The organism is Myxosarcina sp. GI1(2024), from assembly GCF_053543375.1.
In genome coordinates this window covers 398,305-414,950 of sequence record NZ_JBKGTY010000002.1, presented here as the reverse complement: position 1 = coordinate 414,950, position 16,646 = coordinate 398,305, and the positions used below count along the sequence as shown (strand labels likewise).

The window sequence follows — 16,646 nt, the reverse complement described above, 5'->3', positions numbered from 1 at the left end:
AACCATAGTGGCTCCAGAATCAATCAAAAAATTTCCGTGTTTACACGGAGTGATTCCAGCGTTTTAAGTAAGGTAATATTCTCTTCGACCAGCTTAATTCTGAACTATGGAAAATTTACCAAGAATTCGGTTTGAATCTAAGAAATATCCTTACATCAATCAGCTACTGATAGACCGAAGTGACCTGCGCGTTGAGATGAATACTAATCTCTATAACTCTTTTATTGTTAAGGGTTTAGCCGAATCGGTGTACCCTTGGGTTCTCGACAAACAGATCGAACTATTTCGCAAAGGATTAGAAGTAGCCGTAATGAATCGACAAAATTTAGATGACGGTCAGGTAGAAGTCCTTTTTGCAGCCAAATTTCCCAAAGAGAATTTGGGTAAATAAAATGTTATCCAACATTTTATTTAGCTCGACTTTTGTTTGATATCGAGCGCTCCCAAGCACATTATTGGGTACACAAATTACAGTCTGTGTTGGAAACGGCACTCGGTAAAAAAATGGACTTACCCAGCAATTCTCATTTTGAAACCTGAACGGAAGAAAATAGAGGGTAAAAGATAAAAATTGGGAACTTGTTCGCGAAACTTTTTCGCGAACAAAGTCGAAGAGTTAATTGATTGTGAGTCAAAGTAAGCTCCGGAGCAGCTATCATCCCTGAGCAAGTTCGTTTTGAGCCATGAAAAAGCCAAGTAATACTTGGAACAACCAGCTATTACTTTGTAGAGCTATAAGGGGCGCGAATTGGTTCAGGTTCAACAGTCGCGAAATTTAGCTAGAGTTAACCCCGTCAGGTGCTTTTCCCTCCCTCAGCATAAACTCGAACAAAGTCTGCCAACTCTCAAACCATAAATATCTGGTCAGTGCCCGAAGCTCGTTGAAGAAGGTTTGGCGAGTAACCAACATGGAGCGAACGGCACGATAAGTGATGTGGATTAAATCCAGAGTGGTGTGGAAGAGATAGGCTAATAAATTAAGGCAAAATAGAAGTTCTGCCTGGTGGTTTTGACCGTGACCAAAATTATGTTCGAGATGATAAACCTTAGTTTTGAGAATATTATTCCCTTCATTTTCTACCTTCCAGCGTGCACGAGCAGCAGTGACAATCTCGGACACATTCTGGGCATGAATTTCATGGCAAGTAGCAAAGGCATTGTAGTATAGAGTTTTCTGGTTGCTGGTATCTGTTACCGTCACCTCACACCAGTTTACGTCCAGGGCTGGTTGGGTGGCTCTGAGGGGAATTTTATTCACAAAACGATAGTGATCAGACAAACGCTTTCGTCCATGGAACTCAATCTCGGTCAGAGTTTGCACTTCACCGACTCGTTCGAGGTAATCCACCCAGTCATAAACTTCTGGATGGGAGCTTCGCTTACAGACGAAGATAAAATGATAGCCATGGTTCAAAGCCTTTTCACAGATGGGTTGGTTACAGTAGAGGTCATCCCCAAGTAAAGTTACAGGCGGGTCTTGTGGCTCACAGGCATGGGCAGCAATCCAACGCTTGGCAGCAGCGTTTTCACAATCTTGTTTGTCGTGACCATCTTGGGGAGTGATGAATTCAGGTTCTAAACTGATGACCTGTGGTCGTCCTGGAGCCACTAATACTGGTGTTACAGCAGCGTGAAAATAGGTGGTGCTGCCGTTTTTATGTGTCTGATGGCAACAGTGACAGCAGTGAATCTTCTTGGACGAGAAATATTCAGTGCCATCGAGAGTCAGTAAAAATTCTCCACCAAAGCACTGATAGGGCTTGAGATTTCCCGTTTTTGACAAACCGTCATAGACGGAGCGAAAGACCCCAAACACCGTTGAAGCTGGCACCGGGTCGAGCAGGGTACGAATCTGATTATCACAGGGGATGCGCTCGATCCCAAACAGACTAGCCGCATTATCTCTCCCTTTCTGGGTTTTCATCAAGCGTTGATGGTCTAAAAATGACCTCGATTGCATGAAAAAGACCGAAAAAGCACTTTTTATCGCTTCTTCAACCCTATATTTGGTGTTATTGCCCTGTTTTCTTTCATCGGGCAGCTCATCTAACTCGTCGGTTAGCATCGATAATAATTCAGGCATCCCTATTGCTAAACCCATGTTGCCACTCCAGCGAAGGTTAATGCCTTTTACTTTAAGCTAATTGCCCCTTCTTGTTTTAGTTCTCTATGTTGAATAGAGAACTAATTCCCAATTCTTCTGCTTGTAACGATTCTGGACTGGGTTTCAATGTCATGAAATCTTAAAATGAGAATTGCTGGGACTTACCAGCAAAGAAAATTCATAGCATTGAGCAGTTTATCGAGAAATTTCCTACCGTAAAACGAGTCATGATTGACGGTACAGAAAGACCAATTTCTAGACCAAAAGACCCCGAACAACAAAAATTAAATTATTCGGGAAAGAAAATCGCATTTTAAGAAGTTCTCGCGTTGTTTGTGAAAATGTCTTTGTAGGTGTCAAGGGTTACAATGCCGTGATTATCGTAATCGAATCGTTGATTTCGACGACTGCTTGATGCTTACCTGTGCAAGATTGTGGAATTTTTATTTCCTAACAAGTCTATTGACCCAACCAAAAAATGAGCAATTCAATTTTTATTCTTGAATTATTGGTTATTATTCATGCTCATTATGACTACGTATAAAATAGCAAATTATTTTAGCTGTTGGCAATGAAAGAGACAATTTGGCAAGTTGGCAAGGCAAAAGCAACTCACTTGAAAACTAAAGTAAAGTATAGTCAAATTTGGCAACTGCGACTAAAAGTTGATTTTCTTGTAATAACTGATGGAGATTTTAATTGTTGAAGATGAGCGCGAAATAGCGGAAATTATTCAAGAATGCTTGGAAGCTGAAGGATTTTACTGTCGCGTGTGTTATGAAGGTCATTCTGCTTTGCGACTCTTTTGCGAACGACAGCCCGATTTAATAATTCTCGATATCAGGTTACCTGGTATGGACGGTTTAGAAGTATGTACCCAAATTCGCCAAAAACTAGCAGCGAACGATCCCTATAATCCCTATATTTTAATGTTGACTTCTAGAGGAGAAGAAATCGATCGCATTATCGGTTTATCTACAGGCGCAGATGATTACTATGTCAAACCCTTTAGCCCTAGAGAATTAGTTGCTAGGGTGCGAGCTTTATTGCGTCGACGGCTGCGAGAAGGCGACCGCTCTTTATTGTTAAGAACTAAATCTTTTGCGCTCGACATCGAACAGCACAGTGTAAGTCGTTATCTCGATTCTGAAACGCCAGAACAGTTAGACTTATCTACTTCTGAGTTCAAATTAATGACTCTATTTGTTAAGTATCCAGGAAGAGTCTGGGAAAGAGGACAACTAATAGAAAAGCTGTGGGGAGACGATTTTTTCGGGGAAGAGCGAGTAATCGATACTCACATAGCCAGATTACGTAAAAAAGTAGAACCCCATCCTAGTAAGCCCAGATTTATTCAAACCGTAGTTGGCGTGGGTTATAAATTTGAAGATTCATAACGAAAAATGACCAAACTCAATCTACAAGCCCGACTCTTTTTTTCTCATATTTTGGTTACTACTGTCGCTGTAGTTGCCTCTTCTATAGTGGGTAATTTTTTTTCACCCCGATTTTTCCAAATCTATGTCAAAAATCTTGAAGTAACAGGGTTAACTATTTGCACTACTAACGTTCAACTGTTAGAAGTATTTAAAACAGCTTGGATTAGAAGCAACTTTTGGTCATTGTTAATCGGGACTTTAGCAGCAGCAATTCTCAGCTATTGGATTGCCAAACGGATCGTACGACCATTGAATCAATTGGAAACAATCGTCTATCAATTTGCCAACGGTAAACTAGATGAGCGAATGCCGAGTCTAGAGATTCCCGAACTAGATCGCCTAGCAACGAGTTTTAACCTCATGGCAGCTAGTTTAGAAGATGTAGAAGCAAAAAGACGGGAGATTATCGACGATCTAACTCATGAATTGCGAACTCCCCTAACGATTATTCGCGGACGTTTGGAAGAAATCGCCGATGGCATTATCGTTCCTAAGTCTCAAATTTATTTCCGATTAATTCGAGAAACTAAGCGTTTACAGCGATTAGTTAACGATTTACAAGAACTTTCCCAAGCTGAAGCGGGTAATTTAACTCTCAAGCTTCAGCCAACGAATCTGTGTTATATTTTCAAGCCGTTAATCGAGAGATTTACCGCTCAGCTACTAGATAGCGATCGCGTTTTGAATTTAGACTGTCCGACTAATTTACCTTCCGTCATGGCAGATAGCGATCGCCTCGAACAGATTTTAGTCAATTTACTTAGTAACGCTATTCGTCACACTCCTAAAGGCTCAATTACTCTCAAAGCTTGGTTCGATCTCAATCGAGTCTGGATATCTCTAACAGATACGGGGACGGGAATTCCTTCAGAAGAACTACCTCATATTTTCAAACGCTTCTGGCGATCGCATAAGTCCCGTTCTCAGAGATATAGCGGCATCTGTATTGGCTTGGCAATTTGTCGTCGTTTGGTAGAACTACATGGAGGGGAAATATTTGTCGAAAGTCAGTTGGGTGTGGGCACTACATTTAAATTTTACTTACCCAGGGGGGATTAACACAGTAAGCCGTTCCTCGCCCTTGGGGTTTACCGTTGGTCAATGTGCCAAGAGCGAACATATTCAATCACTATAGGTGCAGAGATAACTGCTCAAAATCGCTCGGCGTTTGTCAGAATTGTCATTAGACTGTCATAAACATGAAATAACTAACTGATAGATTATCGAGAGTTAAATATATAGATATTTGATTCTATTTGACCAAATAAACTTATGAATATTAATTCATCTCAGTTAAATATAGACAGTGAAATTTTAAATTTAAAACTTTTTACTAAAGCATTAGAGCACTTACACAATAAATCAGAATCATTACGACAGTCTTATATCGTTAGCAAACCCTATCCTCATTTGATTATTGATAATCTCTTCGAACCAGAATTACTCGATCGCTTGGTAGCAGAGTTTCCCAAAGCAGAATATCGAAATTGGCTAGTTTGGGATACTACTCATGAGTTAAAAACTACCTCCCGAGGTATTAATGGTTTATCAATATTTACCCAAATGTTTTGTCTATGGCTCAATTCCAGAGATGTTATCGATGCCATTGAACCAATTGTCGGTATTAATAATTTGGTAGGCGATCCCTTATTTCATGGTGCGGGATTACACGAAATGTATCAGGGCGGTTGGCTAGAGATGCACGCTGACTACACCAAACACTTTAATTTGCCTTTAATGCGACGCGTTAATCTGCTAATTTACTTAAACCGAGATTGGGATGCTAGCTGGGGAGGTGAACTAGCGTTACAAGATCCTAAAAATCCTCAAGTTCGAGTTAGCTACGCTCCTTACTTCAACCGTACTATTATTTTTCCTACTACTGCTAAAACATTTCACGGTGTACCTACTCCGCTATCTTGTCCACTCGATCGCAGTCGCAAACTACTTTCGATTTACTATTGGACTCCAGTTCCGATGCCTCTATTTCTAAAAGCTGGTACTCCTCTACTCTGGGCATCCCAACAGAAGCAGAATTTCAAGAAAATTTTGGGCAAAACTCTGGCTTCATAACTGAAACCGGTCTTTTTCGAGGCGATTAAACTAATAAAAAATCGCAATGGCGATCGCACTTAGAGCAAAACTCAAGGGGCGAGTAGCGATCTCTACAACTCTTTTAGCTTTGGCAATAACTGACCGAAGGCTATACCTCGATGACTTACTCTAGCTTTGGTTTCTGGAGTCATCTCGGCAAAGGTTTTTTGCTGTTGGGGAACAAAAAAAATCGGATCGTAGCCAAAACCATTATCGCCACGAGGAGCAGTGATGATTTCTCCCTGGCAGATTCCTTCTGTTTCGAGGGCAACCGAACCATCGGGACGAGCGATGGCGATCGCACAGATAAACTTAGCTTTTCGATGGGGATTATCTCCTAATTCTCTTAGCAATCTGGCAATTCGTTCCGCGTCGCTACTGCCATAACGAGCCGAATAAATACCTGGTGCGTCGTTGAGGGCATCTACTGCCAATCCCGAATCATCGGCGATCGCCCAGTGATTCATTGCTTTAGCTACTCCACAAGCTTTAAGACGGGCATTTTCGCTAAAAGTAGCTCCAGTTTCGGCAATCTCTATAGTCTTAGGTTTCAATTCTAATTGCCAATCCAAGCCTGTTAAATATTCCTCCATCTCCCGCAGTTTGCCAGGATTGCTGGTAGCTACAATTAATTTTCTCATTTCATCCCCAACCTCTCATTCTTGAGAAGAGATAACAAAAATCTTGACGTTATAACCCTCCCTTAAAAGTCTAATACCTAGGAGTTTGCCCAATCTTTTGCCCATTCCAAAATAAGGCGGACTTCTTGCAGATTGGGACCTTGGCAATAGAGGCGCAATACTGGTTCGGTACCGCTAAAACGAATCAATAACCAAGTATTTTCATCTAGCCTGAACTTGTAGCCATCCACATCCAAAAAATCTACCACCTTTTTACCTGCAACCTCAGTGGGAGTATTTTTTTGTAGGCGTTCGAGTAACTTGGCTCTGACATCCATATTTGCCAGGGGTAAATCGATGCGATCGTATTCACCATTAAAGTTAACTTTGTCGCACAAACGATTATAAATACGGTCTAATCCCTCACCAGATTGTACTACAGCTTCTAGTATATAGAGAGCCGATAATAGAGCGTCTCGTTCGGGAATGTGAGTTCCATACCCAATTCCGCCTGATTCTTCACCGCCGATGGTTACTTCGGCTTCAAGCATTCTTTCGGCAATGTATTTATAGCCGATGGGAGTTTGGTAGACGCTGCGACCATAAAACTCTGCCAGACGGGGAATTAAATCCGAACCGCTAACAGTTTTGACAATTTCTCCTTCAAAACCTTTGCGTTCTACTAAATGTTCGATCAAGATGGGAATTAAAATTTGAGAACTCAGAAAATTTCCTTCACCGTCAGCCGCCGCAATGCGATCGCTGTCGCCATCAAAAACTAAGCCTACTCTAATGCTGTTTGGGTAATTTTTAGCGGCTGCTTTGATGGTGCGAAATAAATCGGATAAATTTTTGGGTAGAGGTTCGGGGGCACTACCGCCAAATAGGGGATCGCGATCGCTGTTAATTTCCTCAATCGGACAACCCAAGAGACGTTCTAAACCTGTAGCTGCCGCACCGTGCATGACATCGGCAAATACTTTAACCTTTCCTGAAGATATTGCCCGATTAATTGCAGCGATATCGACTTTAGAGCGCAATCCCTGACAATAACTCTCCCAAGGATCGAAATACTCTAGTTTTCCAGGTACTTGAGCTTGAGGTAAGGATTTATCGAGTATGGCTTCAATCTGTTTAGTAATCTCTGGAGAAACGGAGCCACCATAGGCACTTTTAACTTTTAAGCCCAGATAGGCTGCAGGATTATGAGATGCAGTCATGACAATGGCTCCCAGCGCACCGCGAGTTTTTGTCGCCCAGCTAAAAGCAGGAGTTGGTGCATAAGAATCAGATAGTAAAACGTCAAATCCAGTTTCCTGTATTGCCTCTGCCGCTACTCTGGCAAAATCTTCCGCCATAAAACGGCGGTCGTAACCCACAATAATAGCTTCTTCGGTCGCTAAGTTACTATAATTATCAGCCAAAACTCTAGCAGCTAAAGGGGCTAGTAATGCCACTCGCTCGAAGGTAAAATCGGCGGCAATTACACCACGCCAGCCATCGGTACCGAATTTAATGGGATTGACAGTAAAAGCCATAATCTCAACTATGAATAATTTTTAGTATGACCACTTCAGATTAACCGCTTCTCAAAGCTTTGCAAACCTTTATTTAAAGCGATCGCGCTTCGAGAGAGTTTAAAACTGTTGCCTCAAATTCAGATCGAATTAGTTGACTGTAGAAGGCGGTGTATCGCTATTATCTTCTGGGTTATTATGAGCAATTGGTTCGATATTTTGAAGTAAATCCCGTAATTTCATCCGCTCGATATAGGGCCATCCTCCCTGTTCTTCAATATCTTTGACCAATTGATATAGTGCGTTCCGAGTTTCTGGTAAGGATAATTCGAAAAACTCGGTACGAATCTGACGATGAATTTTTTCTAGATTGCGCAATAGAGATAGCAGAAATAGAGTATCTTGTCGATGTTCTGCCGCTAAATTCCAGATATCGTTCGCAGTTTTCTGTAAAAGGGAATCGGAACTACTAACATTTGTGGTTTGGTTTTGATTCATGCGTCCAATATCTCATAGAAGTGAAGATTTATTTTTTTGAAGTTTAATTCTATATTATGCGGATTTAAGACACGATTACAGTTAGGGGAATTCGATCCCCAAATCGCTTTTCGATTGCATTATGGGTAGTGCTTATTTGGTACAGTAGATACCATCTGAAAAAATAGCTAAATTCTCAATATTAGCCTATTTATAAATTCGCACTCGATGTTAAATCGAAAATTGACAAAATGAGGTTAACCATGCGGTATCGTACTTTGATTGCTGCTTTTCTTGCAGTTTGTTTGGGTTTGCTTACAGCCTGTAGTGAAAAGCCTAGTGAGATTAATAGAAACGAACTAACATACGATGACATTGTCAATACTGGAATCGCCAATACCTGTCTGCAACTGCCAGAAAGTAGTCGCGGCACGATCGCGATCGAGCCAGGACAAACCTATACCTTACGAGATTTATGTTTGGAACCCAAAGAGTATTTTGTTAAGGAAGAACCAACTAATAGAAGACAAGAGACAGAGTTTATTGAGGGTAAATTATTAACCAGATTCACGACGACTCTCGACCAGGTTCGTGGTACGGTCGAAGCCAATGACGACGGTAGTTTAACTTTTACCGAACTCGATGGCATCGATTTCCAAGCCGCTACCGTTCAGCTTCCTGGAGGCAAAGAAGTACCTTTTCTGTTTACAATTAAAAACCTAGTAGCCACTACTAGACCAGGTTCGGGTTCGATCGATCCTTCTACCGATTTTGAAGGAGAATTTAAAGTTCCTTCCTATCGCGGACAAGTGTTTCTCGATCCTAAAGGTCGCAGTTTGGCTAGCGGTTATGATAATGCCGTAGCTCTACCTGCAAGAGCGGACGACGAAGAATTTATTCGCGCTAACGTCAAAGAATTCGTTGCTCGTCAAGGTACTATGTCTTTAAACGTAACTAAGGTAGATGGCGAAACTGGAGAAATTGCTGGCGTTTTTGAGAGCGAGCAGCCTTCAGCTACAGATTTGGGCGCAGAAGAACCAGAAGAAGTTAAGGTTCGCGGAATTTTTTACGGTAGAGTAGAACCAAAAGTATAAAAGTCCTCGACCGAGCCTGAGTAGCCAGGCGACTGAGAGAGAGATTTTTGATTCTAGCGGTAGCTAGCGATCGCTAACTCTCTCGATATAGCACGAAAACGCGGCGATGCTCGTGTTGTTTAGATATTAGATACGAGCATCGCCGCATTCTCATAAGACTTGTTTATCTAATTAATCAAATACACCAGTACAAAGAGTACCAGCCAGATAACATCGACAAAGTGCCAGTAAATTTCGGCTGCCTCTACCCCAAAATGGCTCCTGCTAGAGTAGCGATCTGATTTGCGCGATCGCCAGAGTACTGATAAAATTAGCAACACTCCTACCGTAACGTGCAAGCCGTGAAAGCCAGTGAGAACGTAAAAACAGCTAGCAAATAGGTTACTAGTTAAGCCAAACTCGGCATTAAAGTATTCATAAGCCTGTCCGCCTAAGAAAATAGCACCCATTAATGCCGTCAGTCCGAACCACACCTGTAAACCTCTAACATCGTCATTCTTGAGCGCGGTTTGTCCTCGGTGCATGACAAAACTACTGGCAACTAGAACCGAAGTATTGATGATGGGAACTAATAGTTCTAACTCAGGCATACCCTCAGGGGGCCAAATGGGCATAGTAGCACGATATATTAGTAAGGCGGCAAAAAAGCCCAAAAAAGTCATGCTGTCAGACACTAGAAAGACGTAAACACCAAACATCCGATGGTCGGGATGTCCGTGATGGCTCGCTTCTTGGTGAGAGTCGATCGCTATTTGAGATTGATTATCTAAAGCTGTTCCTTGCATAAATATTTCGAATAATTGATTTATTAGATGAAAATTTAGAGGGAGTTTCAACTGAAACTCCCTAGGGAATAAATTAACTTTCGGTGCTTACTGTTGCTAGCATTTCGTCTACATCTTCTTCGCCGTCGATACTTTCTGTATCGATACCATAGTCATAGGGACCTGCCCACAATACTGGTTCTTCTTCAAAGTTTTCAATTATCGGTGGTGAGGAAGTTTGCCATTCTAAGGTTAGGGCACGCCAGGGGTTACGACTGGCTTTTTTACCTTTAAGCAAACTCCAAATAACGTTGACAATAAAGGGAAAAGTAGAAAGAGCCAGGATATAAGAACCAATAGTACAAACTGTATTTAAAGCCTCAAACTGAGGATCGTAAAGCGCAATGCGGCGGTTCATTCCCTGAAGTCCTAATTGGTGCATGGGTAAAAAGGTAATATTAAACCCAATAAAGGTCATCACAAAATGCAATTGACCTAGGGTTTCATTCATCATACGTCCCGTCATCTTGGGAAACCAGTGATATACGGCTGCAAATAAGCCAAATACCGAGCCTCCAAAGAGAACGTAGTGGAAGTGAGCGACGATGAAATAAGTATCGTGGACGTGAATATCAAAAGGCACTGAAGCCACCATTACGCCACTCAAACCACCGATTAAGAAAGAAGAGAGAAAGCCGACACCAAAAAGCAAGGCACTGTTGAGGTCGAGTTTGCCGCCCCAAAGAGTAGCACACCAACTAAATACTTTAATTCCGGTTGGCACGGCGATAATCATCGTAGTCGCCATGAAGAACATTCGCAACCAACCAGGAGTACCACTTTCAAACATATGGTGTGCCCAGACGATTAAGCCCAAAAAGCTAATTGCCAAACTCGAATAGGCGATCGCGCGATAGCCAAAAACAGGTTTGCGTGAATGAACTGGTAATACTTCGGAAATTACCCCGAAGAAGGGCAAAATCATAATATATACCGCCGGATGGGAATAAAACCAAAACATATGTTGGTAGACGATGGGATCGCCTCCCCCCGAAGGATTAAAAAATGCCGTTCCGGCAATCAAATCGAAAGAAAGCAAGATTAAAGCTGCTGCCAATACGGGAGTGCCGAGTAAAATCAGTCCTGAAGTGGCCAACATCGACCAGCAAAACAGGGGCATACTATGAATATCCATTTCGGGCATCCGCATCAGCAAAATGGTAGTCAGAAAGTTAATAGCCCCTAAAATTGAAGAGGTTCCCAATAGTAAAATACTGAGTATCCAAATCTCTTCTCCCGATTTACCGCTAATTAGGCTCAAAGGTGGATAAGAAGTCCAACCCGCTTGCGGTGCACCGTCATAAAAACTACTCATCAGGAGAATCCCAGCAGGAGGAATCATCCAAAAAGCAACGGCATTTAGACGAGGAAATGCCATGTCTTCTGCACCAATCATCAAGGGGATCAAATAGTTAGCAAAACCAGCACCTGCAGGAATGATCCATAAAAACAGCATAATCGTGCCGTGCATAGTTAAAAGTTGGTTGTAAAATTCTGGCTGCACGAAATCTGGATCGGGAGTTGAAAGTTCGGTACGCATTACTTCGGCTAACGCGCCACCAATAAAATAGAAAAAGAACGCAGTAACTAAATATTGGATGCCGATTACTTTGTGATCGGTGCTAAAGCCAAAGTAATCTTGCCATTTCCTTTGAGGATGGACGCTTTGTTCGTTTTCGGTTACAGCGGTTTTTGCATCTGCTGTTGTACTCATGAAATCTCTAAATCTTGTCTAAATCTTGTTGCGTTGAAAATTATTTATTTTAATTGGGCGAGGGTATCATTAGCGATACCTACTTCCTCGGCGTAGCGAGCTAAAAATTCACTGTCAGTTTGTTGCCTAGAATTAACTGCTATGGGAGTTTGTCCGCGGTCGTTGACGGCAAAAGTGTTTTGTTCGATCCATTCTTGATATTCTGACTCTGTTTCTACGAATAGCTGAGACTTCATCCCACCGTGATAAGCACCGCATAGTTCGGCGCAAATAATAGGATATGTGCCTACTTTATTGGGTGTGAAAACCAAATTAGTTTCTCTGCCGGGGATTACATCTTGCTTGATTCGAAACTCTGGCAGCCAAAACGCATGAATAACGTCACCAGCACTCATGTTTAGCGAAACGGGACGATTGACGGGAACGTGCATTTCACCAGAAACCACACCACTCTCGCCATAGGTAAAAATCCAAGCGTACTGAATACCGTTGACGTTGATTTCTAATGGAGCGACATCTTGAGAACTTGCGGGTGATGCTCCCAAACCCAAAGCTACATCTTTATTAAGTTCTAAAGCGACTAACTTTTGCTGATGAAGTCCGTGATGGGAATGAGCGAGGTTTTGAGGACCGGGATCGCCCGACACCATTGGATCTAGTCCTCCCATAGTATTATATACTTCAAAACTATAGATAGCCAAAATTAAGACGATAACTGTCGGAATCGCCGTCCAAACAATTTCTAAAGGAACATTGCCTTCTATAGATGGTCCATCGGTGGTATCTCCTTTACGCTTGCGAAATTTAATTACCGAATAAAGCAATACTCCTTCAACTAATAAAAACAAGCCCGTAGCAATAGTCATCATTAAATTGAACAGACCGTCTACGTCGCTCGCTTCGGCAGAAGCCGCAGTAGGCATAAGTCCGTGATTTTGACCGTACCACAGACTTATTAGAGTCAGGGCGATCCCTGCGATCAGGGTAACGATATTACTAGGAATATTCACTGTAATTGATTTTTGGTATTGATATTATTTACGAAATTCAAGGAAGCTTGGAGGCTATGTTTGGAGTAGAAAGTCAATGGTAAGAGGATAATTTGAGATTGTCCTCAACATGCCAAACGCCGCTAACTCTCCTAAGTTTATCTGCCCCGTCTGTTTTGTCATAGCAGAGTCTCTCTAAAATAAAGCGCGATCGCCATAATCGACGCTCGATTACAAATGATTACACTCGATAAAAACTCCTATTGCTGATGCGATCGCTTGCCAAATAGTAGCTTCAAAATTATATCTTCTAGATTTTTCTGTGGTTTGAGATTTTAGGTTATTAATCTACTTACTAGGTTAAAACAAATTACAAATAGATCGCTAAGTTATCGAGTGGATAAAGAATTTCTTTATCTAAGCTCGCTAGATAGTATTAGTTTAAGTTGAATCTCTAACACAGTTTATTAGTAGCGCATAGCAGCAAACAGGTAGGGAAAGTTTAACTTTTTTTTAGGCACTATTAACTTTCGTTAAATGATTTTTAAATCAATCTGAAGAATGTCTAGATGCAGCTAACTCTAGGAAAAACGTCGCTAGAGTATTATATAGTGAAGCTGAAAAAATTATCTCTCGCTCTAGCTAGAATTCAACTCAAGCGCGATCGCTCCAGGGTTTTCTAAATTCATTCTATGTATCGCTCGCTATTATCTACACATCATATCAATCTACTATGACCGAATCAGTCTTCAAAACACAGATTCAAAACCACGAAACAATTGAAGTTACATTCTCTCCACAAGTAATGATTCGCCGTCTAGTCTGGAAAATGGCATTGGCCACACTCCTACTGATGGCGGTTGGCAGTGCCACGAGGGTAATGAATGCAGGTTTGGCCTGTCCTGATTGGCCTTTATGTTACGGTAAATTGGTACCGACCCAACAGATGAATCTTCAGGTCTTTTTAGAATGGTTTCATCGTTTAGATGCGGTCTTAATAGGGCTTAGCGCGGTCGCTTTTGTCGGTTTATCTTGGTGGTATCGGCGGCTGTTACCCAACTGGTTGCCAGGGGCAGCAATTTTTGCTTTGTTTCTAATTGTTTTTCAAGGAATCTTGGGAGGACTTACTGTAACCCAACTCTTACGTTTCGATATCGTTACCGCTCACCTAGGCACGGCACTGCTGTTTTTTAGTACTCTAGTAATTATTGCAACCGCTCTGATACCCTATAAAGGAACCCAAGCGGCAGGCAAGTTAAGCTGGATTGGTCTAACCGCAACAATTTTGGTCTATTTACAGAGTATTTTAGGCGGTTTAGTTGCCTCTCGTTGGGCACTGCATCAATGTTTTGGAAGCTTTCAACTTTGTAGCGTAATGAATGGTCACATCCTGGGAGTCGTACCCCCTACCCTCGCAACAATTGCTCTCGTTTGGTTTGCATGGCGGACTCCGGGACTGCACGCCACTCTTAGAAAATTAGCTAATGCTGCCGCTAGCTTGGTAACTCTGCAAATTCTACTCGGCATTGCTACTTTCAGGCTTCACTTACAGGTAGAACCGCTGACTGTAACTCATCAAGCAGTAGGAGCAAGTTTATTAGGAGTATGTATCGCTTTTACGGTTTTAGCAATACGAGATCGCCAAGAGCAAACTGCATAGAATCGATTTATTTTTTTGCCCTTCACTCAGACAATCAAAGTATATAGGAACAATCGTTATGACCGGGACAAGTATCGTCCGCAATAATCAAAATTGGCTGGAAGTTATTAAAAGTTACTATCAATTAACCAAACCGCGCATCATTCCCCTACTTTTAATTACCACTGCTGCCTCAATGTGGATCGCTTCGGCTGGTAGAGTAGATCCTTTCTTATTACTAGTTACCCTTACAGGCGGAACTCTAGCCGCCGCAGCTGCTCAGGTACTCAACTGCATTTACGATCGAGACATCGACTATACGATGACTAGAACTCGCAAACGTCCCATTCCTTCGGGTAGAGTTCGGTCAGTGCACGCTTTGATTTTTGCTATAGTTTTGGCAACTCTATCTTTTGCTCTTCTAACGACGTTTGTCAACTTACTGGCAGCCTTGTTGGCAATGTCTGGCATTGTGGTCTATATGCTGGTTTATACCCACTGTTTAAAACGTCATACTACTCAAAATATTGTCATCGGTGGTGCAGCAGGTTCAATTCCTCCCCTCGTTGGCTGGGCAGCAGTTACGGGAGATTTGAGCTTAACTTCCTGGCTATTATTTGCAATTATTTTTCTCTGGACTCCGCCACATTTTTGGGCTTTAGCCTTGATGATTAAAGATGATTATGCTGAAGTAGCAATTCCCATGTTACCCGTTGTAGAAGGAGAAGGAATTACAGCCAAACAAATTTGGTTCTATACTTTGCTGGTAATTCCCTGTACCTTCTTACTTATATATCCTTTGCATCAGTTAGGAATAATTTACGGTGCAATCGCCCTATATCTGGGATATATTTTTATTCGCAAAGCCTGGCAACTCAAACAAGCACCAGCAGATAAGCAGTTAGCCCGCTCTTTATTCAAGTATTCGATTTTTTACATGATGCTACTGTGTTTGGCAATGGTCATTGATAGCTTGCCGATTACTCGCAGTTTAATAGCTGGGATTGCGATTTAGAAGTTAGCCAGTTCCAACATTGAGCAAGGTTCTCGGCGCCAATAGTTCTGGCGAGCGGCATTCCGTTTTGCATCTATTCGTGCCGCGAGCGCCCAAGTATTTTTTAATTGCAATATAAGTGTCTATGTAGGTTGTTATTGTTTTGATAGACCGACAAAAAACCAGAGTCAAGTACTGACTCTGGTTTAGGGTTTAATCGCCCTCTGTATTCTTGATATTTTTTGATAGTTAAGATAGTTTAAGCTTCTGCTGGCTCGCTAGCTTCCGATTCTTCAGAAGAATCTGCCGTAACACCTAATTCTGCTTCAGCTAGTACTGTTTCCTCGGTTTCAGGTTCGGGTTCGCTAACAATTGCCGGAGTAACTATAGAAAGCACAGTACGCTCTGGATCTTCAAGTACAGTGGTGCCTTCTGGTAGAGTTAACTCCCCGACGTGTAAAGTTCTGCCGATTTCAAAATTAGAAATATCAACCTCAATAGTTTCGGGAATACTGTCGGCTTTACAGCTAATATTTAATTCTGTAATAACTTGTTCGACAATTCCGCCTTCTTTGGCACCCACCGCTTCTCCTATTAAGTTAACGGGTACGACAATTTCTACGGTTTGTTTGGCTGACACAGTAAAAAAGCTGAGATGATAGAGAGTTTTTTTCCAAGGATGAACCTGTACTTCTCTGATTAGTGCTTTGCCCGTCCAAGAAATGTCTGGTATTTTTAAATCGACGAGAGTATTGTTAATCGCCGCGTTTTTTAACAAGGTCTGAGCTTGTTTAGCGGGTATCACTAAAGATATGGACTCGCCTCCTTTATGACCATACAAGGAAGCGGGAATCGAGCCTTCGCGTCGTAAAGCTTTGGCTTTGCTACCTTCTGGTCTAGTTTGACATTCTACTGTAATATCCATGTTTTTTTAGGTACTGGTAACTAAATGATTGACGATAAAATTGAACGAATTATAGAGTCATAATGACAAAGTCAGAGGAAGCCTAGCCATCACTTGGTAAAGGAAAGATGACGGGATGTTGCCTCCTACAGGGCAGACTTTGTTCATAGGCTCATTCTCTTTTCCAGGGGTTGACACCTAAATAATACTTCAGTCGCTTCTAAGCCCCGCCCGCCC

The 16,646-nt window shown here is 41.9% G+C and carries 15 protein-coding genes; 7 read left to right on the top strand and 8 right to left on the bottom strand.

The window, feature by feature from the left end:
* The first annotated feature begins 106 nt into the window (after positions 1-106).
* Positions 107-391: a hypothetical protein gene (locus tag ACLFKQ_RS10995; protein ID WP_448999860.1), complete on the top strand. Its 285-nt coding sequence runs from the start codon at positions 107-109 to the stop codon at positions 389-391.
* Between the two features lie 384 nt (positions 392-775).
* Here ACLFKQ_RS10995 and ACLFKQ_RS10990 read toward each other — a convergent pair whose 3' ends face one another.
* Positions 776-2,101: an ISNCY family transposase gene (locus ACLFKQ_RS10990; RefSeq protein WP_448998174.1), complete on the bottom strand. Its 1,326-nt coding sequence runs from the start codon at positions 2,099-2,101 to the stop codon at positions 776-778.
* 689 nt (positions 2,102-2,790) lie between these two features.
* On the opposite strand from ACLFKQ_RS10990, the gene ACLFKQ_RS10985 reads away from it, so the two are divergent.
* From ACLFKQ_RS10985 to ACLFKQ_RS10975, 3 genes are all read left to right on the top strand, one after another.
* Positions 2,791-3,501: a response regulator transcription factor gene (locus ACLFKQ_RS10985; protein ID WP_448999859.1), complete on the top strand. Its 711-nt coding sequence runs from the start codon at positions 2,791-2,793 to the stop codon at positions 3,499-3,501.
* Between the two features lie 6 nt (positions 3,502-3,507).
* Positions 3,508-4,602 (top strand): sensor histidine kinase, encoded by a 1,095-nt coding sequence (locus ACLFKQ_RS10980; protein WP_448999858.1) that lies wholly within the window; start codon positions 3,508-3,510, stop codon positions 4,600-4,602.
* A 213-nt stretch (positions 4,603-4,815) separates the two neighbouring features.
* A complete protein-coding gene (locus ACLFKQ_RS10975) occupies positions 4,816-5,616 on the top strand; it encodes a 2OG-Fe(II) oxygenase (RefSeq protein ID WP_448999857.1) in 801 nt (266 codons plus the stop codon).
* A gap of 92 nt (positions 5,617-5,708) precedes the next feature.
* Here the strand turns inward: ACLFKQ_RS10975 and rdgB are convergent, their stop codons facing one another.
* The 3 genes from rdgB to ACLFKQ_RS10960 all read right to left on the bottom strand — a co-directional run bounded on the left by rdgB (position 5,709) and on the right by ACLFKQ_RS10960 (position 8,272).
* The gene (rdgB, locus tag ACLFKQ_RS10970) at positions 5,709-6,278 is read right to left on the bottom strand and encodes an RdgB/HAM1 family non-canonical purine NTP pyrophosphatase (RefSeq protein WP_448999856.1); all 570 of its coding nucleotides are present in this window, start codon (positions 6,276-6,278) and stop codon (positions 5,709-5,711) included.
* A gap of 77 nt (positions 6,279-6,355) precedes the next feature.
* Positions 6,356-7,795, bottom strand: a complete 1,440-nt coding sequence (locus tag ACLFKQ_RS10965) for a phosphoglucomutase/phosphomannomutase family protein (RefSeq protein ID WP_448999855.1) — start codon at positions 7,793-7,795, stop codon at positions 6,356-6,358.
* Positions 7,796-7,924: 129 nt separating this feature from the next.
* Positions 7,925-8,272, bottom strand: coding sequence for a hypothetical protein (locus ACLFKQ_RS10960; RefSeq protein ID WP_448999854.1), 348 nt, complete (start codon positions 8,270-8,272; stop codon positions 7,925-7,927).
* 242 nt (positions 8,273-8,514) lie between these two features.
* Here ACLFKQ_RS10960 and psbO point away from each other — a divergent pair, with 242 nt between their 5' ends.
* A complete protein-coding gene (gene psbO / locus ACLFKQ_RS10955; RefSeq protein ID WP_449000336.1) occupies positions 8,515-9,345 on the top strand; it encodes a photosystem II manganese-stabilizing polypeptide in 831 nt (276 codons plus the stop codon).
* A gap of 167 nt (positions 9,346-9,512) precedes the next feature.
* On the opposite strand, the gene ACLFKQ_RS10950 is transcribed toward psbO, so the two are convergent.
* The 3 genes from ACLFKQ_RS10950 to ACLFKQ_RS10940 all read right to left on the bottom strand — a co-directional run bounded on the left by ACLFKQ_RS10950 (position 9,513) and on the right by ACLFKQ_RS10940 (position 12,893).
* A complete protein-coding gene (locus tag ACLFKQ_RS10950; RefSeq protein ID WP_448999853.1) occupies positions 9,513-10,130 on the bottom strand; it encodes a cytochrome c oxidase subunit 3 in 618 nt (205 codons plus the stop codon).
* A gap of 73 nt (positions 10,131-10,203) precedes the next feature.
* Positions 10,204-11,883, bottom strand: a complete 1,680-nt coding sequence (ctaD, locus tag ACLFKQ_RS10945; protein ID WP_448999852.1) for a cytochrome c oxidase subunit I — start codon at positions 11,881-11,883, stop codon at positions 10,204-10,206.
* Between the two features lie 44 nt (positions 11,884-11,927).
* Complete coding sequence (locus ACLFKQ_RS10940) at positions 11,928-12,893, bottom strand: cytochrome c oxidase subunit II (protein ID WP_448999851.1); 966 nt, start codon at positions 12,891-12,893, stop codon at positions 11,928-11,930.
* Positions 12,894-13,605: 712 nt separating this feature from the next.
* On the opposite strand from ACLFKQ_RS10940, the gene ACLFKQ_RS10935 reads away from it, so the two are divergent.
* The gene (locus ACLFKQ_RS10935; protein ID WP_448999850.1) at positions 13,606-14,532 is read left to right on the top strand and encodes a COX15/CtaA family protein; all 927 of its coding nucleotides are present in this window, start codon (positions 13,606-13,608) and stop codon (positions 14,530-14,532) included.
* A gap of 58 nt (positions 14,533-14,590) precedes the next feature.
* Positions 14,591-15,526 carry a heme o synthase gene (locus ACLFKQ_RS10930; protein WP_448999849.1) on the top strand — a complete coding sequence of 312 codons (936 nt, stop codon included), beginning with the start codon at positions 14,591-14,593 and terminating at the stop codon, positions 15,524-15,526.
* A gap of 238 nt (positions 15,527-15,764) precedes the next feature.
* Here ACLFKQ_RS10930 and ACLFKQ_RS10925 read toward each other — a convergent pair whose 3' ends face one another.
* Entirely contained in the window at positions 15,765-16,430 is a 666-nt protein-coding gene (locus ACLFKQ_RS10925; protein WP_448999848.1) for a 50S ribosomal protein L25/general stress protein Ctc, read from the bottom strand.
* Positions 16,431-16,646: the final 216 nt, after the last annotated feature.